This is a genomic window from Pseudomonadota bacterium (assembly GCA_018242545.1).
In the GTDB taxonomy this organism is placed as follows: domain Bacteria; phylum Pseudomonadota; class Alphaproteobacteria; order 16-39-46; family 16-39-46; genus 16-39-46.
The window spans coordinates 1-25052 of the sequence record JAFEBT010000021.1; the positions used below are offsets into that span (position 1 = coordinate 1).

The 25052-nt window shown below is 34.8% G+C and carries 25 protein-coding genes and 2 pseudogenes; 8 read left to right on the forward strand and 19 right to left on the reverse strand.

What is annotated here, in order from left to right; all coding sequences use genetic code 11:
* Positions 1-196: 196 nt before the first annotated feature.
* The 8 genes and pseudogenes from JSS34_04055 to JSS34_04090 all read right to left on the reverse strand — a co-directional run bounded on the left by JSS34_04055 (position 197) and on the right by JSS34_04090 (position 5864).
* Positions 197-658 carry an RES domain-containing protein gene (locus tag JSS34_04055; GenBank protein ID MBS0185503.1) on the reverse strand — a complete coding sequence of 154 codons (462 nt, stop codon included), beginning with the start codon at positions 656-658 and terminating at the stop codon, positions 197-199.
* A complete protein-coding gene (locus JSS34_04060) occupies positions 659-1078 on the reverse strand; it encodes a DUF2384 domain-containing protein (protein ID MBS0185504.1) in 420 nt (139 codons plus the stop codon). It abuts the gene before it with no gap.
* Positions 1079-1363: 285 nt separating this feature from the next.
* Positions 1364-1618: pseudogene (locus JSS34_04065) on the reverse strand (type II toxin-antitoxin system Phd/YefM family antitoxin).
* Between the two features lie 142 nt (positions 1619-1760).
* The gene (locus JSS34_04070; GenBank protein MBS0185505.1) at positions 1761-2132 is read right to left on the reverse strand and encodes a hypothetical protein; all 372 of its coding nucleotides are present in this window, start codon (positions 2130-2132) and stop codon (positions 1761-1763) included.
* Between the two features lie 103 nt (positions 2133-2235).
* Entirely contained in the window at positions 2236-3198 is a 963-nt protein-coding gene (locus tag JSS34_04075; GenBank protein ID MBS0185506.1) for a carbonic anhydrase, read from the reverse strand.
* 92 nt (positions 3199-3290) lie between these two features.
* Positions 3291-4661, reverse strand: coding sequence for a two-component sensor histidine kinase (locus JSS34_04080; GenBank protein ID MBS0185507.1), 1371 nt, complete (start codon positions 4659-4661; stop codon positions 3291-3293).
* Positions 4658-5464 (reverse strand): response regulator, encoded by an 807-nt coding sequence (locus tag JSS34_04085; GenBank protein MBS0185508.1) that lies wholly within the window; start codon positions 5462-5464, stop codon positions 4658-4660. The genes JSS34_04080 and JSS34_04085 overlap by 4 nt, the downstream gene beginning before the upstream one ends.
* Positions 5412-5864 (reverse strand): YbhB/YbcL family Raf kinase inhibitor-like protein, encoded by a 453-nt coding sequence (locus tag JSS34_04090; protein ID MBS0185509.1) that lies wholly within the window; start codon positions 5862-5864, stop codon positions 5412-5414. The genes JSS34_04085 and JSS34_04090 overlap by 53 nt, the downstream gene beginning before the upstream one ends.
* A gap of 232 nt (positions 5865-6096) precedes the next feature.
* Here JSS34_04090 and JSS34_04095 point away from each other — a divergent pair, with 232 nt between their 5' ends.
* Genes JSS34_04095 through JSS34_04110 form a run of 4 tightly spaced genes read left to right on the forward strand, consistent with a single transcriptional unit; the run spans position 6097 to position 10283 of the window.
* Complete coding sequence (locus tag JSS34_04095; protein MBS0185510.1) at positions 6097-7761, forward strand: CTP synthase; 1665 nt, start codon at positions 6097-6099, stop codon at positions 7759-7761.
* Positions 7758-8600, forward strand: a complete 843-nt coding sequence (gene kdsA, locus JSS34_04100; GenBank protein MBS0185511.1) for a 3-deoxy-8-phosphooctulonate synthase — start codon at positions 7758-7760, stop codon at positions 8598-8600. Before JSS34_04095 ends, kdsA begins: the two co-directional genes overlap by 4 nt.
* Positions 8601-8639: 39 nt before the next feature.
* Complete coding sequence (gene eno / locus JSS34_04105) at positions 8640-9935, forward strand: phosphopyruvate hydratase (GenBank protein ID MBS0185512.1); 1296 nt, start codon at positions 8640-8642, stop codon at positions 9933-9935.
* A 15-nt stretch (positions 9936-9950) separates the two neighbouring features.
* Positions 9951-10283 carry a septum formation initiator family protein gene (locus JSS34_04110; protein ID MBS0185513.1) on the forward strand — a complete coding sequence of 111 codons (333 nt, stop codon included), beginning with the start codon at positions 9951-9953 and terminating at the stop codon, positions 10281-10283.
* Between the two features lie 6 nt (positions 10284-10289).
* Here JSS34_04110 and dut read toward each other — a convergent pair whose 3' ends face one another.
* Both dut and JSS34_04120 read right to left on the reverse strand, forming a co-directional pair.
* Entirely contained in the window at positions 10290-10760 is a 471-nt protein-coding gene (gene dut, locus JSS34_04115; GenBank protein ID MBS0185514.1) for a dUTP diphosphatase, read from the reverse strand.
* A 15-nt stretch (positions 10761-10775) separates the two neighbouring features.
* Positions 10776-11231, reverse strand: coding sequence for an outer membrane protein assembly factor BamE (locus tag JSS34_04120; protein ID MBS0185515.1), 456 nt, complete (start codon positions 11229-11231; stop codon positions 10776-10778).
* Positions 11232-11850: 619 nt separating this feature from the next.
* On the opposite strand from JSS34_04120, the gene JSS34_04125 reads away from it, so the two are divergent.
* The gene (locus JSS34_04125; protein MBS0185516.1) at positions 11851-13935 is read left to right on the forward strand and encodes a copper-translocating P-type ATPase; all 2085 of its coding nucleotides are present in this window, start codon (positions 11851-11853) and stop codon (positions 13933-13935) included.
* Between the two features lie 599 nt (positions 13936-14534).
* On the opposite strand, the gene JSS34_04130 is transcribed toward JSS34_04125, so the two are convergent.
* From JSS34_04130 to alr, 8 genes and pseudogenes are all read right to left on the reverse strand, one after another.
* Entirely contained in the window at positions 14535-15101 is a 567-nt protein-coding gene (locus JSS34_04130; protein MBS0185517.1) for a hypothetical protein, read from the reverse strand.
* Between the two features lie 592 nt (positions 15102-15693).
* Positions 15694-16050, reverse strand: a complete 357-nt coding sequence (locus JSS34_04135) for a hypothetical protein (protein MBS0185518.1) — start codon at positions 16048-16050, stop codon at positions 15694-15696.
* Positions 16037-16897: a hypothetical protein gene (locus tag JSS34_04140; protein MBS0185519.1), complete on the reverse strand. Its 861-nt coding sequence runs from the start codon at positions 16895-16897 to the stop codon at positions 16037-16039. The genes JSS34_04135 and JSS34_04140 overlap by 14 nt, the downstream gene beginning before the upstream one ends.
* A 75-nt stretch (positions 16898-16972) precedes the next feature.
* Complete coding sequence (locus tag JSS34_04145) at positions 16973-17200, reverse strand: hypothetical protein (protein ID MBS0185520.1); 228 nt, start codon at positions 17198-17200, stop codon at positions 16973-16975.
* Between the two features lie 637 nt (positions 17201-17837).
* Entirely contained in the window at positions 17838-18389 is a 552-nt protein-coding gene (locus tag JSS34_04150) for a polysaccharide deacetylase family protein (GenBank protein MBS0185521.1), read from the reverse strand.
* A 68-nt stretch (positions 18390-18457) separates the two neighbouring features.
* Positions 18458-19514, reverse strand: a pseudogene (locus JSS34_04155) (DUF1016 family protein).
* 206 nt (positions 19515-19720) lie between these two features.
* Positions 19721-20542 carry a glutamate racemase gene (murI, locus tag JSS34_04160; protein MBS0185522.1) on the reverse strand — a complete coding sequence of 274 codons (822 nt, stop codon included), beginning with the start codon at positions 20540-20542 and terminating at the stop codon, positions 19721-19723.
* Positions 20542-21630, reverse strand: coding sequence for an alanine racemase (alr, locus tag JSS34_04165; protein MBS0185523.1), 1089 nt, complete (start codon positions 21628-21630; stop codon positions 20542-20544). The genes murI and alr overlap by 1 nt, the downstream gene beginning before the upstream one ends.
* 212 nt (positions 21631-21842) lie before the next feature.
* On the opposite strand from alr, the gene JSS34_04170 reads away from it, so the two are divergent.
* The 3 genes from JSS34_04170 to JSS34_04180 all read left to right on the forward strand — a co-directional run bounded on the left by JSS34_04170 (position 21843) and on the right by JSS34_04180 (position 24502).
* On the forward strand, positions 21843-22787 hold the full coding sequence (locus JSS34_04170; GenBank protein MBS0185524.1) for a cation transporter: 945 nt from the start codon (positions 21843-21845) through the stop codon (positions 22785-22787).
* 216 nt (positions 22788-23003) lie between these two features.
* Positions 23004-23552 carry a hypothetical protein gene (locus JSS34_04175; GenBank protein ID MBS0185525.1) on the forward strand — a complete coding sequence of 183 codons (549 nt, stop codon included), beginning with the start codon at positions 23004-23006 and terminating at the stop codon, positions 23550-23552.
* An 8-nt stretch (positions 23553-23560) separates the two neighbouring features.
* Positions 23561-24502 carry a hypothetical protein gene (locus tag JSS34_04180; protein MBS0185526.1) on the forward strand — a complete coding sequence of 314 codons (942 nt, stop codon included), beginning with the start codon at positions 23561-23563 and terminating at the stop codon, positions 24500-24502.
* Positions 24503-24511: 9 nt separating this feature from the next.
* Here the strand turns inward: JSS34_04180 and JSS34_04185 are convergent, their stop codons facing one another.
* Complete coding sequence (locus tag JSS34_04185) at positions 24512-24832, reverse strand: antibiotic biosynthesis monooxygenase (protein ID MBS0185527.1); 321 nt, start codon at positions 24830-24832, stop codon at positions 24512-24514.
* Between the last annotated feature and the right edge of the window lie 220 nt (positions 24833-25052).

Below are 25052 nucleotides of genomic sequence, written 5' to 3' on the forward strand. Positions count from 1 at the left end.
ACTACCACTTTCCATTTTATTTCAATAGCTTAAAAATTTTTGTCCACACAACCTAGTGATCTTTAGGAAAGAAAAAATGCTCTTACCTCTTATGACAGAGCCCTTTTATTGCATTTTGGATATTTGTTTTATTTCCAAATCAGCATAATGTGTGTAATATCTTAAAGTAGAATCACTTCAAAGTTTTTTTCTGACATTATCTAAACAATCGCTCGTCCCATTCTATCATTAAAGGAGTCGAGACTTTTATTTTATGAAAATCTGGATGTTGTGTATTTATAATAATGTTGGAATCTTCTGGGGCAACCACTGACGGAACAATAAGATAAGCACTTTTTCTTTTTGAATACCAAATATCTCCAAGAGTTCGACAATCCAGTATGTCCATTTTTCGTACTTCTATACCAGATTTATAAGAATCAATCTTTTCCCCTTTAATAGTATTCGGAATCTCTATTTTTACATATTTTTGATTCTTTGGAATACCACCACGGCCAACCCTCACAAGAATCTCCAACAATGCACAAGAAAAAGATAATGAAGCATATATTACGGCATTTCCTGGAGAATTCCACCTGCCGCCGTTAATCATTGCTCCTGTTCCATCAAAGATAGGATATCGGCTATCTGAAATTCTATAGACAATTAAAGTCGTCATTTAAACTGGAAGCCCAAAATATACTTGCCAGAGCATCTCCTCAAGCTCTCGTGCCCCACGTTCTGTTCTTGATATACTTAAAGGAGATCTTCCTCCAAACAATTGGTGAGGAGACACCATAAATGCAACTGCCGCTTCTTTCTCATTAAAAACATGTATCGCTGTAGCATACACACGCGCCAACCGTTCTACTCGCTCACTTTCGGCCAGTTTAAATATGTTTTTTCTCTTTTTGTATGTTCCCTCAGGAATAATTTCATAAATTTTTTTTTCTTGACCCAAATCTTCTAAAATTGTTCTAAGTGATTTTTTAGGAATGCCCTCTTCGATTAAGGCCATTAAATCATAATTAGCCCTAATTTCTCGTCCAAGAATTTCTTTTCCGCCCATCACTCCTGCTATTTCTGCTGCTCCAATCATTTCAAAACCTCCTTATATATACTTATTTATGGAATATATTTATACCAACTGTCAAGATCATTTTAGGTGAATATTTAGAGTTATAACTGCTTTTTAATCTGTTTTTTATTTATTTCTAACTTCAAAAATTACTTACGGGAGACGGCTACGTTCTTAACTTAATAGAAGAAAGCGCGGAGCTTTCGGAAATTAGGAAAATCCTTACTTTTTGATATTAATAGTAATTATCTTTGATTTTCGCTGGAATTACGTGGAGATCAACCATGCACAATTACAGAGCTAAAATTATTTCCTGGGCCAAAATGAAATCTTCTGAAAGCACCCTGAAAGAAGTTCTTTTCCACCTGCAATGATGGATTCCGACATTCCTGGTATAGATGTCAAATACAAAGTTTCTTGAATAGAGCTCCAATCTTCCTAAGAGATAAGAACAGCATTATGCTTTTTTCCTTTTATAAGAAGTGGAAGGTGACTTTCTACAACTTTATCAATTAATCTATGAAGATTAGATCTGACTTCTTCAAAGGTTAAACTGATCATCTTTTTTCTCTTTTTTTTCGATAAATATGGTATACGTCTTTACCACACACCAGCCCTTTATTGAATCTTCTTTTTTTACGCACAACGCTTCTCTTCAATATTATGTTTTGAGCAAGTTTTGAACGATAAAAATCAAATAAACTTACATTGATTTTTTTGCCATTGAAAGAGGGCTATATTTAGATTTTTCATACTCTGAAAGTGCAATCTGATTGGGTTGATGAGAAGGAAATTCAACTTGATAACGTGTCATTATGACATTATTATCCCAATCGCTTCTTAGGAATGAATTGAGCCTTCTTTTAGAAGACTGATCAGATTCTTCTTCACAAAATTTTCCCCTTTGAGAGGAACATTTATCTCCTTGTCCTCCAGATGAAAAAGGCAGCGTAAAGGATAATAGTTCCTTTTTTGTTGAATTTTTTTGCCCAGATTGATCTGCATAGGTTCTGCCAAAAAATAAGATTCCCATAACAAGAAAGACAATATTCATTTTTTGAAAAAAACTTATCATTTATACGCTCTAAAGTTGTTTCTTTTTCTATAACATCATGACACCATAGTTGATATCAAAAAAATAAGAAAAACTTTTCTAAACTGTCATTCTTTATGAATACCTATAACGTTCTTGCTTCATTAATTTTTTTCTTCAAACGAGAAACGGCGTCTTCAATAACCCCCTCCTCCAAATAAAGAGAAGGATTTTCTTTTGTTTCCTCACGTAATTTTCGAACTTTTCGATCAGTCGGAGCCTGCCCCTCAATAAAACTTGAGCCTTTAGAAAGTCTCGCGCGCTCCGCATCCCAAACATTAATAAGGCGCAATTTCCCGTGACCTTGCTTTCCTCTATCTTCAATATCATAAATTGCTCCAACAATAATTAATTTACCGTTTTCAACAAGCTTACGAAAAGATACATTTCCTTCTTCCTTTCCTCCGGTTGCTCCTAAACATTTATCAACTTGGCGGTGAATATTATAGAGTGTATTTCTATGAACCATTTCTTTAAAGGCTTTCTTTTTCTTCTTATCTTGAAAATCCTTTTCTGACATAGATGTTTGATCCAAAACTTCAACACCTTTCAGAGCTTCTTTAATATCTTCATCAAAAACAGTTTGTTTTAAGTTGGTTCGTGCTTTCACAGCGCCGCAATCATCATGTCCTATAACCATAAGAAGAGGTGTTTTAGTATATAGAATTCCATATTTAATACTCCCACTACTTGAGTCATATTGACCTGATAAATTAGCAATTTTAAAAACATTATTATCAGGCGCTTCATCGAAGGCATGAACATGAGCACGTGAATCTACACACATTACAACGGTTGCACGGGGATTTTGCTGATCAATAAATGCATTAAAATGATTTGCATCATTCATATTGATAAACTTTTCATTATCTCTTGCCATTTTAACAAGCATTGCAATTGCTGTGTTTATCTCAGGTGACGCTTCTACCTGACAGTTTTCTTTATCTTTGCATGTATTTGCCTCAAGATTAAATGCTAAGAAAAATGAAAGACATGTTCCTATCCTTAAAATTTTCAAGGATGTTATTTTTATAAACTTTAATATCATTTTCTTTCTCCCTTCCTCCCTATGATTTTTTATTTATTTTAAATTTAACTTTCGCTTAAAGGAAAGAAATTTTATGTAATTTTTAATAATTCTTACATGGGAAGTTTTAATGTTGCTTTTAATCCACCATAACTGCTTTTTGAAAGAATAACTTCTCCCCCATGAGCTCTTGCAATATCACGCGTAATTGTAAGTCCTAAGCCAACACCGCCCGTACTTAAATTACGAGATCCCTCTAATCTCATAAAAGGCCTAAATACATTTTCATAATCACTTTCTGGTATACCGGGGCCATCATCTTCAATATGAGTTAATAAAAAGCCTTGTTTAATCTCCATAGAAACCCATACATGCTTAGCGTACCGTTGCGCGTTTTCGAGAAGGTTTGCAAAACATCTGCGCAGAGCATGCGGCCTCACCTCAAGAAAAAGAGGAAACTTTATGGAAGAATCAAGCTTAATATCAACTTTTTTTGATGTTCGATAGATATCTCCAATAACATTTTCTACAAGAAGAATAACATCCGTTAAGATGGGTTTTTCCTCTCCCTCACCTTTTACAAAGTCAAGATATTCTTTAATCATAAATTCCATTTCTTGGATGTCTTCATGCAAATAATGCGTATCCTGAGATTCCGGCAAAAGTGCTAATTGTAGCTTCATACGCGTAAGAGGCGTTTTAAGATCATGGGAAATTCCTGCCAACATCTCAGTTCGCTGCGTAATTTGTCGTTGAATACGTTCCTTCATCAAAAGAAATGAATGCCCAGCTTTTCTAACTTCAAGCGCTCCTTGCGGACGGAATCCTGATACGTTTTGACCTTTTCCCAATTGTTCAGCTGCTTCAGCTAATTTTTGAATTGGCCTTACTTGATTCCTCATAAAGAGCAGAGCAATTGTTAAAAAAAGTGCAGAAGCTCCAAAGGTGCCGAGAAGAACAAGAGTCGTTGTTTTACTCATAAGTCTTTTATAAGGTAAAGAAATTTCTAAAAATCCTTTTGAAAGCTCAATATTGACAAAAATGTTTTCAGAGTCTGAGAGCAAAACAAAAGGAAAAAATAATTTTTCACTTAAATTTTTAAGTAAAATTTCATCTGCCCAAGGATACCGATACAACATTTTTTTAGAGTTTTTTAAGAGTTGTTTTTCAGGAACATATTGGACTTTCAAATTTAAAGTTGATAAAATTTTACGCTCTGATCTAGAAAATATATTTAAAAGATCATGAGACTCTAAAGATTTACCTTTTAAAAGAGCTTCTTGGTAAATTTCTGTCGCAACACAAATTTCTGAAGAAATAGCTTGCGCGAGAAGGTGCGTTACAGACGTTAAGTGTCGATCTAAAAAAACATATGTTGTGATAATTTGAACGAAAACAAGAGGCGCAAAAATAATAAGAAAAGCACGCCCATAAAGAGATTTGGGTAGAATTTTACGTGGATAAGAAAAAAGAGAAAATTTCATGGAATAAAAACATATCCTTTGTGGCGTATTGTTTGAAGATATCTTGGAAATTTTGGATCTTTCTCAATTTTACGTCTTAGCCTGACAATCTGAACATCAATAGACCGCGCACTCGCTCCTAAAGAAACCTTTTGTGCAATACTTTCACGTGTATGACATTCTTTGGGCGTTTCCATAAGACATCTTAAAATTTTTCGCTCTACCTCAGTCAAGGGAATTCTCTTTTTATTTTCAGTTAACTGCAAGGTTTCTAAATCGAATAAAAACTCTCCAAACATCAGCCTTTTTGGAGAAGAAATATTTATTTCCTTTTGTACCAGAGGGCGTCCACGGCGTAAAATAGAATGTATACGCAAAAGTAATTCTTTCGGCTCAAAAGGCTTCGGTAAGAAATCATCCCCCCCTTTTTCAAATCCTTCTAATCGATGATTGACTTCACCCTGGGCACTTAAAAAAAGAATAGGAACTGTGTTGTTAAGGTCTCGTAGATGGTCACAAAGTTCAAGTCCTGTTTGTCCAGGCATCATAATATCTAGAACAATAAGATCAAATTTAATTTGGTCTAGCAGATTTAAGGCTTCTTCAGCATTCTGTGCTTGAGCCACAACAAAATCATTTTCTTGAAGATATTTAAAAAGAAGATCTCTCAAACGCATATCATCATCCACCACAAGAAGATGATGAGGACTTAAGATATCTTTTTTAGAAACATTTTCTGGAAGAAAAAAAGAAAAAGACACTTTTTTAGATTCAATGAAAAGGACGTTTATAAGGGCTTGATAAAAGAACTTCTTCAAGAACATGCCCAACCATTGCTTGCTCAACTTCTTCTTTTGAAGCTCCATTTTCAAGGGACAAAATACAATCAAGAGCATAAAGCTTAAATTCATATCGATGCTCCTTATCCGGAGGACAGGCACCACCATATTCTAACTTTCCCCAACTATTTTTTCCGACTTTTACGCCATTTGGCAATTTCTTTATATTCTCTTCAAGGCCATTTAAAGAAGGCGGAAGATTAAAAAGTATCCAATGGGTCCAGTTTCCAGCAATCGCTTCAGGATCATCATGGATAAAAACAAGAGATTTTGTATTCTTCGGAATTTCTCCAAAAGAGAAAGGCGGAGAAATATTCTCGCCGTCACAAGTATACATGCGTGGAAGATGTTCACCATTCTTAAAAGCGGGACTTGTTAAAATCATAGGAGCCTCTGCATATGTTAGTCTGGTCAATCCGATTCCAAGTAAAATCAAAGTATATTTCAAAAACCAGCACATTTTTTATTTCCATCAAAAGTTATAAGCTCATTTCTACCTTAAGTGAAAAAAAAAATTCTTTCCATATAATTTTCTGCCTTAATTTTTCAGAAAGACCCCTTGATCTTAGAGGAGTCATCGGCGTATAACAGGAAGTACTTTTAATAAGGAGTTTTCTGTGACACGTTTTATTTTTATAACTGGAGGCGTTGTTTCTTCCTTAGGAAAAGGAATTGCAGCTTCTGCTCTTTCTGCTCTTTTACAAGCACGTGGATTTACGGTAAGGCTTCGTAAATTTGATCCCTATTTAAATGTCGATCCGGGCACGATGAGCCCTTATCAACATGGAGAGGTTTTTGTAACTGAAGATGGCGCAGAAACAGATCTTGATCTTGGACATTATGAACGATTTACAGGTGTTGACTGCCGCCAAAGCGATAACATTACAACGGGACGTATTTATTCTTCTGTTATTGCAAAAGAACGCCGTGGAGAATACCTTGGAGCAACCGTACAAGTCATCCCTCACATCACAGATGAAATTAAAGACTTCATAAAAGCTGATTTAGATCAAAATAACCCCCCTGATTTTTTAATTATTGAAATTGGAGGCACGGTTGGAGATATTGAGAGCTTACCTTTTCTTGAAGCCATTCGACAATTTAGCAATGAGATTGGAAAATCTCAAACGCTTTTTATTCATTTAACACTCCTTCCTTATATTCAAACGGCCGGAGAAATTAAAACAAAACCCTCTCAACACTCTGTCAAAGAACTTTTGAGCATGGGAATTCAACCAGATATTCTTCTATGTCGATCTAATCTTCCCATTCCTCAAGACGCTCGAAAAAAATTAGCTCTCTTTTGTAATGTTAAGGCAGAATGTGTCATTCCTGCAAGCGACGTTGATTCTATTTATCAAGTTCCTCTTAATTATCACAAAGAAGGATTTGATGAAGAAGTTCTTAAATATTTCAAAATTAATCCTAAAGATCATCCCCTTAATCTTGAATGTTGGCAAGAAATTGATCAACGGATTCACCATCCAAAAGCATCCGTAAAAATTGCCATTGTAGGAAAATATTCGGGCTTTCCAGATGCTTATAAATCTCTTTTAGAAGCTCTTGTCCATGGTGGCATTGCAAATGAAACAAAAGTTTCCATTAAATGGATCAATTCTGAAGATCTTGAAGGAGATGCTTTGTCTCTTTCTGATCTGTTTAAAGAGACAGATGGTATTCTTGTCCCAGGAGGATTTGGTGAACGAGGTGCAGAAGGAAAGATAAGAGCCATTGAATATGCACGTGTCCAAAATATTCCTTTTTTGGGAATCTGTTTCGGCCTTCAAATGGCCATTGTTGAAGCTGCCCGAAATCTTTTAAAACTTGAAGATGCAAATTCGACAGAATTTGGACCTTGTAAAAATCCAGTCGTTGCACTTCTTACAGAATGGGAAAAAGATGGAGCAAAAGAATTAAGGACAGGACAAGATAATTTAGGAGGAACGATGCGTTTAGGAAGTTATCCGTGTGTTCTTCAAAAAGGGTCTATAATTTCAGATATATATGGTCATGCAACATGTATCAATGAACGCCATCGTCATCGATGGGAGGTAAATTCTCATTATAAGCTTCAACTTGAATCTGCTGGAATTCGATTTTCTGGAGAGTCTCCTGATGGGAAACTTCCTGAAATCATAGAAAGATCCAACCATCCTTTCTTTATTGCTGTTCAATTTCATCCTGAGCTAAAATCAAGACCCTTTAATCCCCATCCTCTCTTTAAGTCTTTTATAAAAGCCTCACGCACTCATAAATTAAATAAATCAGGAGATTTTAAGTGATACAAGAAACTTTTACTGTTGGAAATATAACTTTTTCTAATAAAAGCCCCTTAACAGTTTTTGCTGGACCTTGTGCCCTTGAAAGCAGAGAACATGCTCTTCATATGGCTCATTCTCTTAAAGAAATCACAGATAAGCTTAAAATGGGATTTGTTTATAAAACATCATTTGACAAAGCCAATCGTTCGAGTGGCTCGACACCAAGGGGCCTTGGACTAGAACAGTCTCTCGCTATTTTTGAAGAAATTCGTTCGACGATTGGATGTCCTGTTATGACAGATGTTCATAGTGTCGAGCAATGTGACATCGTTGCCGAAGTTGTTGATATTCTTCAAATTCCAGCTTTTTTATGTCGCCAAACAGATCTTTTAGTGGCAGCGGCAAAAACAAATCGCGCTCTTAATATCAAAAAAGGGCAATTCTTAGCACCTTGGGATATGAAAAACATCGTTCAAAAAGTTAAAAATGCCGGAAATAATCGTATTTTCGTATGCGAACGTGGCACGAGTTTTGGATATAATACACTTGTATCTGATATGCGTTCTCTTCCAATTTTAAAGGAAACCACTGGCTGTCCTGTTGTATTTGATGCAACCCATTCTGTCCAACAACCGGGTGGGCTTGGTGAAAAAAGTGGAGGAGAACGTCAGTTTGTCCCAATTCTTTCACGGGCTGCAGTTGCCGTTGGAATTAGTACAATTTTTTTAGAAACACATCAAGATCCTGATAACGCACCCAGTGATGGGCCTAATATGGTTTTCTTAAAAGACATGGCTTCTCTCTTAGAAACGCTTCAAAGAATTGATGACTTGATTAAACAAGACCTTAAACTTTGTTAAAAATTTTATCTATTTTAAATTATAAAAAAGGATTTAAGAATGACCAAAATTACAGATATTAAGGCACGGGAAATTTTAGACAGTCGGGGATTTCCAACTCTTGAAGTAGAAATCTTTCTGGATTCAGGCTCTTGCGGCAGGGCTTCAATACCATCAGGCTCATCGACAGGAACGCATGAAGCGCTGGAACTTAGGGATGGAGATAAAAACAGATTTAAAGGAAAAGGTGTCAGACGTGCTCTTGAAAATATCTTAGGTATTATCCGCCCAGCACTTTTGAATGTTCCTGGCCTCGATCAATTTATTTTAGATCAGACACTTATAGACCTTGATGGAACACCTAATAAGTCCCATCTTGGAGCAAATGCTATCCTAGGTGTTAGCCTTGCTTATGCACATGCAGCTTCTCAGGCTTTTGGAATCCCTTTGTTTCAATATGTTGGAGGCGTCTATGCAAATCTTCTTCCTCTCCCTTTAATGAATATTATTAATGGCGGTGTCCATGCAGATAATCCTATTGATATTCAAGAATTTATGATCGTTCCCTGGGGAGCAAAAACATTTTCCCAAGCCTTACGCATGGGCTCTGAAGTTTTTCATAACTTAAAAGAAATTCTTTCTGAAAACGGACTCGGAACAAACGTTGGAGATGAAGGAGGATTTGCTCCCTATTTGAAAAGCTCCGATGAAGCTCTCGGATTTATTTTAAAAGCAATTGAGCGCTCGGGTTATAAACCCGGAGAAGATATTGCACTCGCACTTGATGTCGCTTCAACAGAACTTTACCGAGAAGGTCGTTATCAATTTAAAGGAGAAGGAAAAGTCTTTAATACAGAAGACCTCATTGCTTACTATGAAAACCTTATTCGTCAATACCCTATTATTTCAATTGAAGATGGTATGGCAGAAGATGATTGGAAAGGATGGAGACTTTTAACTGAAACTTTAGGCCAAAAAATCCAACTCGTCGGTGACGATATTTTTGTAACAAATCCTACGCGACTTAAACAGGGCATTGAACATCATTTAGCAAACTCTATTCTTATTAAGCCCAACCAGATTGGAACATTAACGGAGACTTGGGAAGCAATTGATATAGCAAAACGTAATTCTTACACAGCCATTCTCTCTCATCGTTCTGGTGAAACAGAAGATACAACTATCGCGGATCTATCTGTTGGATTTTCTTGTGGACAAATTAAAACGGGATCACTTTCCAGAACTGATCGGATTTCAAAATATAATCAACTCATACGTATTGAAGAGAAACTTGGAAAAACAGCTCGATTTTCTGGAAAAGCATGCTTCCAACGCTTCTTAAAACCTTCTCACTAAAACAAGATTTTAAACATGTTGCGCGAGATTAAAGATTTTTTTGGAAATTCTTGGCCTTATTTATTTACAGGATTTATTCTTGTTTATTTTGTATATCATTTGATTGGAGGAGAGCACGGCCTCATTGCATGGCGTCATTTAGATGCGGCGTTAAAAGAACATCAAAAAACCCTCAAAACCCTTAAAATGGAAGAAGACGCTTTAGAGACCTGGGTAAAGCAAATGAAAAATCCTATTAATCCAGATTTACTTGAAGAACAAGCTGGAAGGCGTCTTAACCTTCATCATTCAGAAGATCGAATTCTTCTCCTTCCTCAAAATGAAAATCCCCAACATCTCGCTCTTTAAATTTTCTTAATCAACGCCTGTTGACCCAAATCCACTTATACCCCGGGCATTTTTAGAAGAAGTTCCTTCTTCTTGAAGACTTGTTGTTACGGTAAAGCGACATTTTTGAATCGGCGCAATTACCATTTGTGCACATCTCAATCCTCTCGTAAGCTCAAATTCTATTGATCCCAGATTTGCAAGAAGAACCTTTATTTCCCCATAGTAATCTGAATCTATCGTTCCAGGTGCATTTAAAACAACAATTCCGTGATTTAAAGATAATCCAGATCTGCTTCGAATTTGTCCTTCAAATCCTTTGGGTATTTTCATAGAAAACCCACAAGGAACCAAAAACCGAGCCCCAGGCTCTAAAAGAACAGTCCCTTCAATGGCGGCTCTCAAATCAAACCCAGCACTTTCTTCAGTTGCATGTTCAGGAAGAGGAAGCCCGTGCCCATGGGATAAAACTTCAAGAAGAATTGATAAATCTGACATAGTTTATTCCTTTTTTTATTTCTTAGTTTCTTTTTGGCGACTAAATTTTCCAAAATTTCCAAACATTTGCTGCATAAGACTTGGATCTTGGCCCAATGTTTTTGTTTTACGTGTGTTTGGCTGAAGCTCAAAATCATGAGGAGCATCAATCGGTGTAAAGCTTTCAAGGATATCTTCATCATTAAACACTAAAACAAAGACTTCTTTTTCTTTAACATCAGGATCAAAAAACGCAACACGTTCAACCCTCTCCCCTATATAATACCATGTTTTTGGATCAAAAGGGGCAATGCTTGTTGGAGGTCCAAGAATTTCAAGAACTTGAGCCTTTGTGGTTTCTCCTTTTTTAATTTTTGAGACCGTTTCCACATCTGGTAAATTCCCATGAATTGTCGAAAACGGCGCACATCCCGGTAAAAAAGGAACCGCACTCATCATAATGAGGGGCATTAATCTTTTTATATAACGCATCAATCTTCTCTATTGTTTCTCAAGCATCAGTAAAGTCATAACCACCCTTAACCTACCTGAAGATTTACATTTTTAGAAGTCAATTTTCAAAAATTTTGAAAATCTTTCCAAAATGAGGCCTGCCTTCCTTTTTAATATTGATTTTATTACTCCTCTTAAATCTTAATTTAAAAAATCTTTTTATATTCATCTAAAATAATAACTTATAATTATTTTATAAAATATAAGTAAAAAAATTTAAATCAATATATTTTAGAATACCAATAAAAATAAAAAAATAATTTAATATTTTTTTATTGTATACTGAATTAAAAATCATTTTTAATAAAAAATAAAATCAATGTGTTATTTTATATAAAATAAAAATTTATTGACTATTATAACTTTAAATTATTAAAATATTTAAATAGTTCCCATATTCATCATCTTTCATAAAAAACAAAAAAGGAAGCACCTGATGAAAAAAAAGATGGACCATCTTAAAAATTTTCTTACCCCGCAAGAGGATAAAACAACTCTAGCCAATAAAACGGCTTCTTCTTGCTGGCATGATGTAAAAAATAAAGACCTTCTCTATCATAAGATTAAAAAGTTTCCCTCAGATATTTATACCTGCCCCATGCATGTAAACATCAAACAACAAGGACCTGGAATTTGCCCTATTTGTGGGATGGCTCTTGAACCTGAAAATGTCTTAGTTAATCAACTTGACGAGAATTCAGAGCTTAAAGATATGATGCAAAGGTTTTGGATTTCATGTATTTTTTCTCTTCCTCTTTTAATTCTTACAATGGGAAGTCACATCATTCCCATACGATGGACACAAACATTTTCTATGCCATGGATAGAATTAATCTTTTCAACCCCCGTTGTTTTATGGTGCGGTTGGCCATTTTTTAAACGCGCCATACTATCGATCCAAAATCGTTCGCTTAACATGTTTACACTTATTGGGATGGGAGTTGGATCCGCATATCTTTATAGCCTTTTTATTACCTTATTTTCAGTATCTTTTCATAATTTTGGGTTGAAAACGACGCTTAATGTCTATTTTGAAACAGCCGCGCTTATTATTACTTTTGTTCTTCTTGGACAAATTTTTGAACTCAAAGCAAGATCGAAAACAAATTTAGCCATTCAAAAGCTTTTACAATTATCTCCGAGCATCGCACATCTCGTTAAAAACGACGGAACAGAAGAAGATGTTCCCTTAAGCTCTATAGAAATTGGTAACATATTAAGAGTTCTTCCAGGTGATAAAATCCCCACCGATGGCATTATTATTGAAGGAGAAAGCTCAATAGACGAATCCATGATTACAGGAGAATCTTTACCGCTTTTTAAATCTGTAAATGCGCATGTTGTCGGTGGAACCCTCAATGGACTGGGAAGTTTTTTGATGCGGACGGAACGTGTTGGGGAAAACACGCTTCTTGCACAAATTATCCAGCTCGTTTCAAAAGCTCAAAGAACACGTGTTCCTATTGAACGTCTTGTAGATACAATTTCACAATATTTTATTTTTCTTGTTATCTTTATGGCTTTTCTTTCTGCTTTTATGTGGGGCATATTTGGCCCTGAACCAAAAATAGGATATGCTCTTTTGTCTGCTCTTTCTGTTTTAATTATTGCTTGTCCCTGTGCACTTGGTCTTGCAACACCTTTGTCTATTATGGTGGGCATTGGACGCGGCGCGCTTGAAGGCATTTTAATTAAAAATGCAGAAGTCCTTGAAACTTTCAATAAAACAGATACCTTGATTTTTGATAAAACAGGAACATTAACAGTAGGAAAGCCCCAATTAATTTCTGTTGTCCCTGCTTCAACCTCAATGAGTAAATTAGAGATCCTTTCTTATGCAGCAAGCCTTGAAAAAAAGAGCGAGCATCCTCTTGCTAAAACAATTATAGAAGCAGCAAATCATGAAAAAGCAACGCTTTTACCTCTTACAAACTTTAAATTAATTCCAGGAAGGGGACTAACCGGGACACTTCAAAATAAAAAAGTTTCTCTCGGAAATGGTGAAATGATGCAACATTTAGGGATTAACTTATCCAATTTCCTAGATAGAATTACAAAAGAACAAAAAAAAGGCCATACTCTTATCTTTTTAGCCATTGAAAAAACACTTGCTGGATTCCTCTCTGTTGCTGACGTTATGAAAGACCATACATCAACCATTATAAAAATACTCGAGAATGAAGGGCTCGATGTTATTATGCTTACAGGGGATCATTCTATAACGGCTCATGCGATCGCAAAAGAAGCTGGCATTAAAACTGTACTAGCTGGTGTTCTTCCCAAACAAAAGTATGATTTTATTACACAACTTCAAAATGAAGGAAAGAAAGTTGCAATGGTTGGAGACGGCATTAATGATGCGCCTGCACTTTCCCAAGCTGATGTTGGGATTGCCATGGGAACAGGAAGTAATATTGCTATTGAAAGTGCTGATATTACATTAATGTCGAGTGATTTAAAAGGAATTATAAAAGCAAAAAAATTAAGCAAAGACATGATGTTAAATATAAAACAAAATCTATTTTTAGCTTTTATTTATAATGGGCTTTCCATTCCGATTGCAGCAGGTATTCTTTATCCTTTTTTTGGCCTTCTTTTAAACCCTATGCTTGCAAGTATTGTAATGGGATTAAGTTCTGTATCTGTTATTTTAAATGCCTTACGGATTTCAAAATCCAAATAAAAAATAAAATATAAAGTAAGATTCATAATTTACGATTAATTTTTAATCTTATTTTTTATATATTAATCAACAACTAAATATAGTATTTCTATAAATTAATTATATAATTAATAATATTAGGTAGATATTTCTTAAAAAACATATTATATTTATAAAAACTTAAAACTAAAATCTATATCAGGGAAGTTAATCATATGCTTGCTTTAGAATCAGCTCTTAAGTTACTTATCTTAATTATTTTTTGGTACTCTGTTACATCCTTTTTCAAAAAAAAGAAAAAAACAAAATAGACCTGCTCCGTAAGTCAAATTTGTTATTAAAAACACCCCAGCAACCCGAGTATAAAACAAGCGAAATCGACTTACACAACAGAGCTAATAAATAAGGTCTTTTTTTCTTTAATATTTCTTCAAAAACCTTCAACTAACCTCTGTTGAAGATAGAATATTTTAGAAAAATTTCATAACGACCCTTATCTCTCTTTATTTTTTGGAAAGCTTTTGAACGTTTAAAAAATTTTTAAAGAAATGATGAAATTAGACAAGAAATATTTTTTATTAGGAAAATCTTACTTTTATATTTACTTAATACTCAACAGCTTAAATAGAACATTGAGATTTCTCGCCATGAAGCATTTGAGACCCACTTTTTTCTCCATTTTTCTTAATACACTGTTGAGATAAATGCCTTTTTTGAGAGCTTTTTATTAGTGTTCCAGCTAACGCCTCTTTATTTTGTATTGCTTTCTTAGAAAAATTTTGCATTTGGAGTTCTTTTTGCAAAGAAGGCTCCATGGCACCCCCTTTTTGCATTGAGCCACCTTCTCTTCTCATTTTAAAAGCTCTTTCCCCTCTCCAGCCTCTTCTGCTGCCATGATACCGCCGCCATCCACCTCCTCCTCCCCCTCTCCAATAATGATCTCTTCGATGATGACCCCTTCTCAGCTGAGACATATCTTCGGGAGATTGGGACGCATGATTTAAAGATTGTAAATTTTGATTTATAAATTTCTCCCAAATATTGGAACTTTGACTATAATTTTTGAAGGGTTGAGATTCATATCCCCAGTGATTTTCTTTTTGAGAAAATTTATAAGAAACGTCTTGAGGATTATATTTTAGATTTTTTTCTGCCGCTTGTTCCATTAATTGAAAAAATGGATTCATACTTTTTTCCATTTCTTCCATTTTTTGCTGATAAGAAAGAGAAAAGTCTCCTTTTGCAGGAGAAATCTCCTTTTTAGAACAACCTTCTAAAAATAAAGGAAAAAATAGAAAAAAAACAAGTTTCAAAGTTCTAAAAAAACATAAAGTGTCTGTTTTTATTTTTTTAAAAGCGCAATATTCCATAAGTTTACCTTATTTTTTATTATTTAGAAAAAGTCCATCCATTTAAAATGATCCATATAAACGCGATTCCCAACTTTTAATGGCTAAAAAAGAAGAGAATTGAAGACTCACTCTAATTCTGTAAATATTAATTTAGATGCAAACAACACAAATCGTTACAACAAGAGATCGAGTGCATAGAAGAATCTATCATTAATGTATAGTATCTACTAGATGATTATACAAAAAAAATAGAAAAAGATATTACAACAAAGAAGGCTTAAGCCTAAGCTTTCAGACAGCGAAGTCAATACAATGGAAATAGTAACGAAATTTTTAGTGTGTTTATTATTTCCTAAAAAGACAAAAAGATAGGAAAGGGTTCTTTTTTAAAATTTTGAGTTTAAGAATGAATTTTAGAACATCGTAATTACTTTTTCCTAGCTGAGGCAGGCCCATCTTCCTCTGCTTGAGGCCTCTCTTCAGCAGAAAGAATCTTGTATTCCTCAAGAACTTTCCGTGTCTGTTCAGCCTCTGGGTGATTAAGAGAATGTGTCGCTATAAATATACTATAGGCCTCTTTTAAGTATTCTAAAGCCTTTCGAGACCAGTCATTTGCTTGCAGAGGATTGGCAGACCAAGAAGCAGAAGCCTTCTTAAAACAAACACTTGCTAAGAGATTTAAAAGGATGCCTCTATTGGCAGTCGTAGGGTTGTATTTTAAGGTTTTTTGGTAATACTCCCATCCTTCCTCCAGTGTTTTTAGAGCGTCTTCATGACGTTCCATTCTTACATAGAGGGCTTCCTAAAGCCAGATATGTATGGGTCCTCTCTTCGGGATCTGTATGGCTAAGAGGATGTGAAAGTACATTTAATAAAAGTTCTTGAGCAGCCTCGAAGCAATTCAAATTTTTATATGTGTCTCCAAGCGCAATTCTTATAGAAAGAAGCAGGATATCCTCCGGAAGGGCATAGACATGATACACATCAAGAGCTTGCTTCAAAGACGCTGCTTGATGGTCATATTGGTTCATTTTCTCCCACACTTGCGCCATTGAGAAATGAGCGAGAGCACAATCCTTATAGTTTGAAAGCTGCATGTCTATAATAAGAGATTCATTGAGGTATCTTAATTGCGCGTCATAATTACACAGATGTCCGTAGGCATGGGCAAGATCATAAAGTGCAAGAGAATACCTTTTGGATTCATTTGGATAGCACGTCCTTAAAAGGGATAAGGCCTCCTCAAGAGCTGCTCTTTGCTGTTCGTATTGACGAGTATTTTCAAAGGCTTCTCCCAGAGCTTGCAAATAGTCTATCACAAAAAGTGGGAGAGGATGTATATGACGCGCACTAAGGATTGCAGCTTGAAGATAAGAGATTTGAAGAGGTATATCACCAAGTTCTTTGTAAATCTGACTCATATAATAATTTGGCATAGATTCATAAGACCTTTTGAGATTGTATTTGCGTACAAGAGTCAAGCTGTTCTGATAGGCATAAAAAGCACTCTGGAGTTTTTTTTGTTGTTTTTTTATGTGTCCCAAAGTCACATACAATTGCGCTACTTTCCTTTTCTCAGCGAGAGGAATAAGGCCTTCTCGCAAATTACAAAATCCTCCACATGGGGGCATAAAGCATCTCTCCAGGGAAAGGCATCTTGAGATTTAGGTGTTTTAGTTACTTGTTCATGAAAAAGATATAAAAGCTTATTTGCGCCTTGTTGCTGAGCCTCGGGTAAAAATATTTGCAGCAAAGCTCGTTGTATTTTTTTTGTTAAGACAATACCCTTCTTGGACATAATGAAGCCAGCCCTCAGTTTGTAAAATTGAGAGAACATTATTTAATTTTTGGTAAGAGTCTCTCGTTTTCCAAAGATATTGCGCTCCAATATTTAAAAATTCATAAGGGACAGGAACTTCTGGTTTAAAAAACACAAAACTTAGTAAAAATTCCTGACAATTTAAATTTTGAGAGTTTATGAAAGGTATCCGTTGTATACAAATGTAATGTACAACTGTATCTGGGTCCTAAAAAGGAGGAAGAATGGTTGCAAAGGCTTCAAAATTAGAGAAACCTAGTTGACATATAACATCCTACAAGAGAGAGCATATCAGGCTCTAAGCACAAAGGAAGCTTTGCAAACAAAGCCTCTATTTCTTCTTCTTTTTCCACACCCGAGGTATTTTTTAATACATTGACAGCAGTTTTTCTTTGGGTTTCTAGGTTCTTTTGGTCTTCATATATGTCCTGAAAAGCGCACAGACTAAAAGATACAAACAGAGGCATTAAAAAGAAGACTAAAAATCTAAGAGAAACTATAAAGGACATTATTAAATCTTTTATTCCATTTTATGTTATTAACACGATTATCAATTTTTAAGAGATAAAAATCAAAAAACACACTTTAATTTAGTAAATATTGATTTATATGAAAATAAAACAAATAATTACGAGGAGAATACTCATATCATTGGTAAGAAATTCACTTTCTTCTCTTTTAAAAAATTCATTGTAATTTCAAATAAATGATGCGTATGATTAAAATCATGGTGAAGCAAAACATACGTGTCATCATGCGTTTTCTCCCAAAATTCTTCCAATTTTTTTTAAGTATTTTTCAGAATTTTGAATAAGAGGTGCCTTGTAATCTTCTGTATCCCAATCCCAAAGAATATCCACAAATTCATCTGGATTTTTATGTTGAAATTTGAGACTTACAAACCCTAAATCTTTTATAAAATTTTGAATCTTTTCAACTTTATTCTCTTCAATCTTTAAAATGCCTTCTCCTCCTCCACGATCTCCAAAAGGAAACCGAAAAACCTTAAATGGCCTCTCAATCCCTGCAGTTTTATAACAAGCGTCAATGAGTTCTTCTGTTTTTAAAATCTCTTTAAAGCATTCTTCAAGAGAAATAGAAGAAAAATAAGGATGTGAATATGAATGGTTCCCAATGGGAAACCCTTTTTGAATCGCATCAATGACAAGATCTCTATACAAAGGAATAAATTCTCCTCGACAAAAAAAGAGCGCTGGAATTTTATGACCTTCTAAAAAATCCACCTTCTTTTTCATATGTTTTGAAGGAGCATCATCAATTGTCAGATATATATTTCTTGACATGTCTTCCTCTTTTTTAATGAAATTACTCTTATTAGAAAGTTAAAAGATGCTATCTAAATGAGCTCCTGTTACTTTTTTAAAATGAATCTTTGTTGTATTATTCCGCCTCCTAAATCTTTTGCAAGCTCAGCTTCTAGCTCTTCAATAGTTGGTAATGCAGTTTTAAGATTCTCTGGCAGCGCATTCTGCAGTTTATACTCAGCAAGGCCTATAGGCTTTGTCATATCACGCAGAGCATATTCAGCCACAACTGAAGTTTTCGAGCGGCATAAAATAAGGCCAATTGAAGGGCTATCACCAGGACCACGCAGCAAATCATCAATTGCAGAAAGATAAAAATTCATTTTCCCTGCATATTCGGGCTTAAATTTTCCAGATTTTAACTCGATCACCACGAAGCAGCGCAATTTGATATGGTAAAACAACAGATCAATGTAGAAATCTTGATCTTCAATTTGAAGGTGATATTGCCTACCTAAAAATGCAAAACCTTCACCAAGCTCAAGAAGAAATTTCTCAATATGGGCCACTAATCCTTTTTCTATCTCGCGTTCATGCGCATTTTTTCCAAGGCTCAAGAAATCAAATAAATAAGGATTTTTTAATGTGTTTTGCGCAAGATCAGATTGTGGTGCAGGCAATTTATCCACAAAATTTGTCACCGCATTTCCTTGACGTTTAAATAAATTAGTTTCAATTTGTATCGATAAAATATTGCGAGACCATCCGTAAAGTCCCATGGATATAAAACTGTCGCTCACTTTTACTTGAAATAGCATATATCAAGGTCACAATATGACCCCAAGGTATTTGGTCAACAGCCTGTTGACCGATTTCATCTGTCTTATATTCCTCAGCAAATTTGCGCATGTATTTCAAGTTTTGAGGGCTAAAGCCTTTCATATAGGGAAATTCAGACCGTAGATCCTTCGATAATTGTTCAATAATTTTCGTTCCCCAGCCTTGCTTGCTTTGCGCATCAATTATTTGCATGCCAATATAATGATAAAGCAGAATTAGCTCCCGATTAACACTCAAAGCCCCTTTATACCTGGATGATACAACCCGCTCTTTAAGATCGGAAAGAAACGTATTGTACTCTTGATTGATAATACTTTTAGTCATAGTGTCTTCCTCAAATAAATTTTTTGAATCATCCCATTAATCAAAGCTTTTTCTCTCGACAAATCAAAACTTTCAAAAATCAAACCAAGCAGCATACCTGCTCCTAAAGTTTTAAGGGCAATTGTCATATATATTTCTTGCCACGGAGTCCTCTTTTTTAATGAAATTACTCTTATTAGAAAGTTAAAAGATGCTTAGACATTCTTTTAAAATGAATGGACATCTTTTAAAACACTGTGTGATCCTTCAAATTCCATCAATTTTTGTATTTTTTTAGTAAAAATATATGGCTCAGAACTACAAAAAAAAGAGTGGTGTCCCTTTAAAGTTTGTTCATTGAGAAGATCCCTTTTTGAAAGAATTTCGAAAACCTCTAATGCCATATATTCGGCGGGATCTATTTGAGTGACCCAAAGAGGTAAAATCTCTTCGATAAGCGATTTAATAAAAGGATAATGAGTGCACCCATAAATGAGCGTGTCATATTTTTGATCAATAAACATTTTTAAATAATCTTCTGCATGCTCTTTTAAAACATTTTTATTCAACTCTTCAGCCTCTATCAAAGGAACAAACGCAGGACACGCAATCGAAAGAATTTCTCCTTGAAATCCTGATTTTCTTAATATTTTTTCATGCATTAAACTTTTTACAGAAGCCGGTGTTGCAATAATCCCTATTTTTCTCATATTTTCTTTTTTTAAAATATTTTTTACCAAAGGAAGAATTGTTCCGATAATAGGAACCACAAATCCTTGTGAAATTTCTTCCAATGCAAGAGCAGAGCTTGTATGACAAGCTGCCACAACCAATTTTACTTTGGCTTCTTGCTGGAGCCAGGTCATAATATTTCGAGAATAGGTTATAATTTGATCTTGTGATTTTGTACCATAAGGAAGATTAAGTGTGTCGCCAAAGTAAATGAAATTCTCATGGGGGAATTTTTCTTGGAGTGTTTTTAAAACTGTTAAGCCTCCAATTCCACTATCATATATACCAATAGGCTGCGTTTTTTGAGAAATAGGCATTAATTTAACCGTGTCCAGAGAAATTTTACACGGTTTTGAACACCGGTTAAAAGATCCCATGTTATGTTTGATGTGTGAGAGACCACACGTTCTAAAGGTAGATCTGCTCCCCAGAGCACCACAGGATCTCCGATTTTAGCATGGGGGCAATGCCTAAGATCAACAGCAATCATATCCATAGAAACACGTCCAATTAAAGAGCATTCAATATTATTTACAAGAATAGGTGTTCCATCCTGAGCTGTAATGGGATATCCATCCCCATACCCAAAAGCAATAATTCCAACCGGCATATCCTCAGGACACTGGTAGCGTGCGCCATACCCCACAGATGACCCCTTTTTAAAGACTTGCGTAGAAATTAAACTTGTCTGAAGCGTCATAACTGGCTTTAAATTAAGATCTTGGGCTGATTTTCCTAAAAGAGGACTAATACCATAGAGGGCAAGACCAGGTCTCACGTAATCATAATGATATTCTGGAAAATTAAAAATTCCTCCTGAATTACAAAGACTAAATTCACTTTGGATATCTTTAATAAAATCTTTAAACAAATGAATCTGCTGTTGATTTAAAGGATGATCTTTATCATCAGAACATGCAAAATGAGACATGACTTTTACAGGTGAAACAATGGATGAAGAATCCATAATTCTTTTATAAAACTTCTTTGCTTGTTCAAGCTCAAAACCCAACCTTCCCATACCTGTGTTAATTTTAATCCAAGCTTCCAAAGGAAGTGGCAACGACGCTTTTTCAAGCCATTCTACTTGCAATTCATTATGAAAAACCACATGAAATTTTTCTGTTGCAGCTACCAAAAGTTCATTTGGTTCAAATATACCTTCAGAGAGCAAGATCGGCGCATTAACGCCAATTTTGCGCAAGGCCATAGCCTCATCTATGGAGGCAACACCTAACATATCAACATGCTTATCGAGTCTTAAGGCAACAGACCGAATACCATGACCATAAGCATTCGCTTTTACCATCGCAATAATTTTTGCACCTTTAACCTTTTCTTTTATCACTGTGAGATTATGTAAAAGATTTTCCGTGGATAAAATTGCAGTTGCTGTCCGACTCATTGAATTCTCTTCGTCCTCTTACACCAATGATTTACAAAGTATTTCAGTTGGTATCTTAAAGTTTCTCTCTTTTTAAATCAATTGAATTACGATAAGAATTTTTATGAGTGCCCCCCTCCTTTTTAAAAGAGGACTCGCAAGAAAAAAGTCATCATGATATATTTTATAAGAATGCTCAATCTAATGTATGTTAAAGCAGAAAGGCATCCCCCATGACCTTAGATCAAAATTCCTCTCATTTACATACACATTCTCATTGCCATCACTCTACACCTGAGAATTTTAATACAGCCTTCATCATTGGTATTCTTTTAAATAGTATTTTTATTGTTGCTGAGGTTATCTATGGATTGCATGCCAATTCTTTAGCTCTTTTAACAGAAGCCGGGCATAATGCTAGTGATGTCTTAGGTCTTTTTATTGCTTGGGGAGCGATTCTGCTTTCTAAACGTAAAGCTTCTGAACGATTTAGTTATGGTCTTCAAAGTACGTCCATTATTTCAGCACTTCTGAATGCTCTCCTCTTATTAATGGTAACAGGAGCGCTTGGGTGGGAATCCATCCAACGCTTTTCAGCGCCGGTTCCAGTTTCTGAAAGCACTGTTATTACTGTTTCAACAATTGGCATCGTCGTTAATGGGATAACAGCTCTTTTATTTATGCCAGGACGTCACAAAGATTTAAATATTCGAGGAGCCTTTTTACATATGGCTTCGGATGCATTGATTTCCTTTGGAATTATTATTTCTGCACTTTTGATGCTAAAAACAGGATGGCTCTGGATTGATCCACTTGTTAGTTTTATTATTTCAATTATTATTATGCTAAGCACATGGAGTCTTTTGAAAGATTCTTTCAATCTATCTGTGCATGCTACTCCTAAAGAAATCAATCCACAAAAGGTAAGAAACTATTTAAGCACTCTTAAAGGCGTTAAAGAAGTGCATGATTTGCATATCTGGGCTATAAGCACAACCAAGGTTGCACTTTCAGCTCACCTTCTAACCCCTGGTGGACACCCGGGAGATGATTTTATCAACACACTTTCTAACGTATTGAAACGTGATTTTCAAATAGATCACGTTACCATTCAAATTGAACTTGATGATTCACTCTCTAAATGTATTCGACGTAAAAATTATCATTGTAGATCTTAATTTTTAATTTTTTTCATTTAATATGAGCCTGATAAAAGAGTCCTGTTTTAGGTGATAACTCTTGATATAACGATAAAAGCTCACCAGATTTTATTTACGGGTTAAATCCATATATGGTGCTTTTTTTGCATTTAATACTTGAATACATCTAAAAGCATATTTATATATAAATCATATTTTAATCAGGATTTATTTTTTTAAGAAATTTATGTTTTTATGATTTTTATAAAAGTCTTTGTGGCGCTCTTTTTAGTTTTTTTCCAAAGTTATGCTTTTGCGATGACTGATAAGCTTTGTTGTCTTTCTGATGAAAAAAAGCAAGATCCTCTTCAAATACCCAGAATTAACCCCCTATGGCTCCAAAGAAACACGCATTACCAACTTCACTTTTTTTGGGCTTCGGGTGTAAAATTTGAAGATTGTACCCTTCAAGGACAATCTACACAAGTTAAGATAGGCGCACAGTATTCAGAAAGCTTTCAACTTTACCTTCAGCAGCTTTTAAAAGATCCTCTTGTGCCAGATATACATTTTGTTATGGATTTTCTCACTTTTCGAACAAATCTATGGCTTCAAGATCTTCAAAAAAGGCATCCTTCCAAATTTTTTATCTTCTTTAGTGAGGAAATTGAAACGCAAATAACGAACGATGTGGAAGCCTACCTCAAAGAGTTAGGCAATTTTCCTGAATCCAAACGCCTTCTATTCTTCTTTCAAATATGCAAGGCGGCAATCCAGCAATTCCAAGTGACTTTTATAGAATAATGATGGGAATGCGTTCTCAAACTCCTTCTAAAAATCCCTCAAAATTTCATATTACTTACTCTGATATTGATACTTTTGCGTATGGATGCGAAACCTGCCCTGATGAATTTTTAAAAGCTGTTTTTACTTCTCCTGATAAAGAACATTCTTCAAAACTGGTGCGGCAAAAGGGCATCAATGATATGCTTACGTTTGAATTTCAAGAAGAACCTGTGGTTTCTTCATGGAATAAGATTTTCTGTATGAAGATCTTAGATTATCTTTGTACTTCATCTTCCACAAATGTTTTTGGTCTTTGTTCCTATTTTCCATATCAATACAGATCTATTGTTTCTCTTACTCAAGAAACACTATCATCCACTTTAAAGGATCTTCATAATAAAAAAAGCTTTTCCACAGATCGCATTATTTATTGCACAGGTCCAGGATTACTTGATCAGTTTCCAGAGGAAAGTGTATCCCTCCTTACTTATCCGTGCGTTTCAACACTCACATGGAACCTTCTATGCCCTTTAAAAGGAGGTGTTGTAACTCTTCCCTACACAACAGTTCGATTAAATCTTCTTTTTAAATTCTATTTCAATGTTCTCGATTATACGTTTGTTGCTAAAAAATTGGGGAAAGACCATCCGTCTTTTCTTCTCTTAAGAGACTATGTCGAAGAAAAAAATCCTTTCTTTTCAGAAGAATACAAAGAAAGCTTTAGAGAATATTTTGCAAAAGAATATGAAATACGTTCCCCAAAAAAAAGAGGACTTAAAAAACAAAGTTCGCCTCCTATGACCAAAACAGGCAAAAAGATTATCAGAAAATACTTTTATTGTCTTATTTCAGACGACCTTACAGAAAATTATTATCCCACGTATTTTGCTTTAAAACTTGTTTTAAAAGAATATTTTAATATTGAATTTGAAGTTACAAAAGAAAACTTAAAAGGTTTTTTAACATAATTCAAAAGATTATTTTAAAAGTAAGTCATCTATGACGCTCATACAAATTTCTTCATGCGGCTTCGTATCATCCATACAGTCTTTAAGTTTTTGAATGGCTATTTTAATCTCTTCGGGAAGGCTTTCTTTTTGAACCCAATTCTTTTCTCGTGTTTTTGAATCAGGCCATCTTGAATAGGCAACCCATTCGTTTTCTTTTTCTGTTTTATGAAGGCAAGATCCAAGAGCACCTCCATGATCTTTAAAATACATTGCAATCTTATGCCATAACTGTTGATATTCCTCGTCTCGACCAGGCAAAATAAAACGTCGATAAATAACTGCAAACATAATACTTTTCCCTTCCTTAAAACTTTTAATTTTTAAAGAAATCATTAGGTTGTGTGGACAAAAATTTTTAAGCTATTGAAATAAAATGGAAAGTGGTAGTTTCTCGTTTGAAAGACAGAGGAGAAACTACCAAAATGATGTATCACATAAAACCTCATGATTGGGAAGCTATATTTGACTATTTAAAAACAGAAAAAGGTATTCATACCTTTTCTGAAAA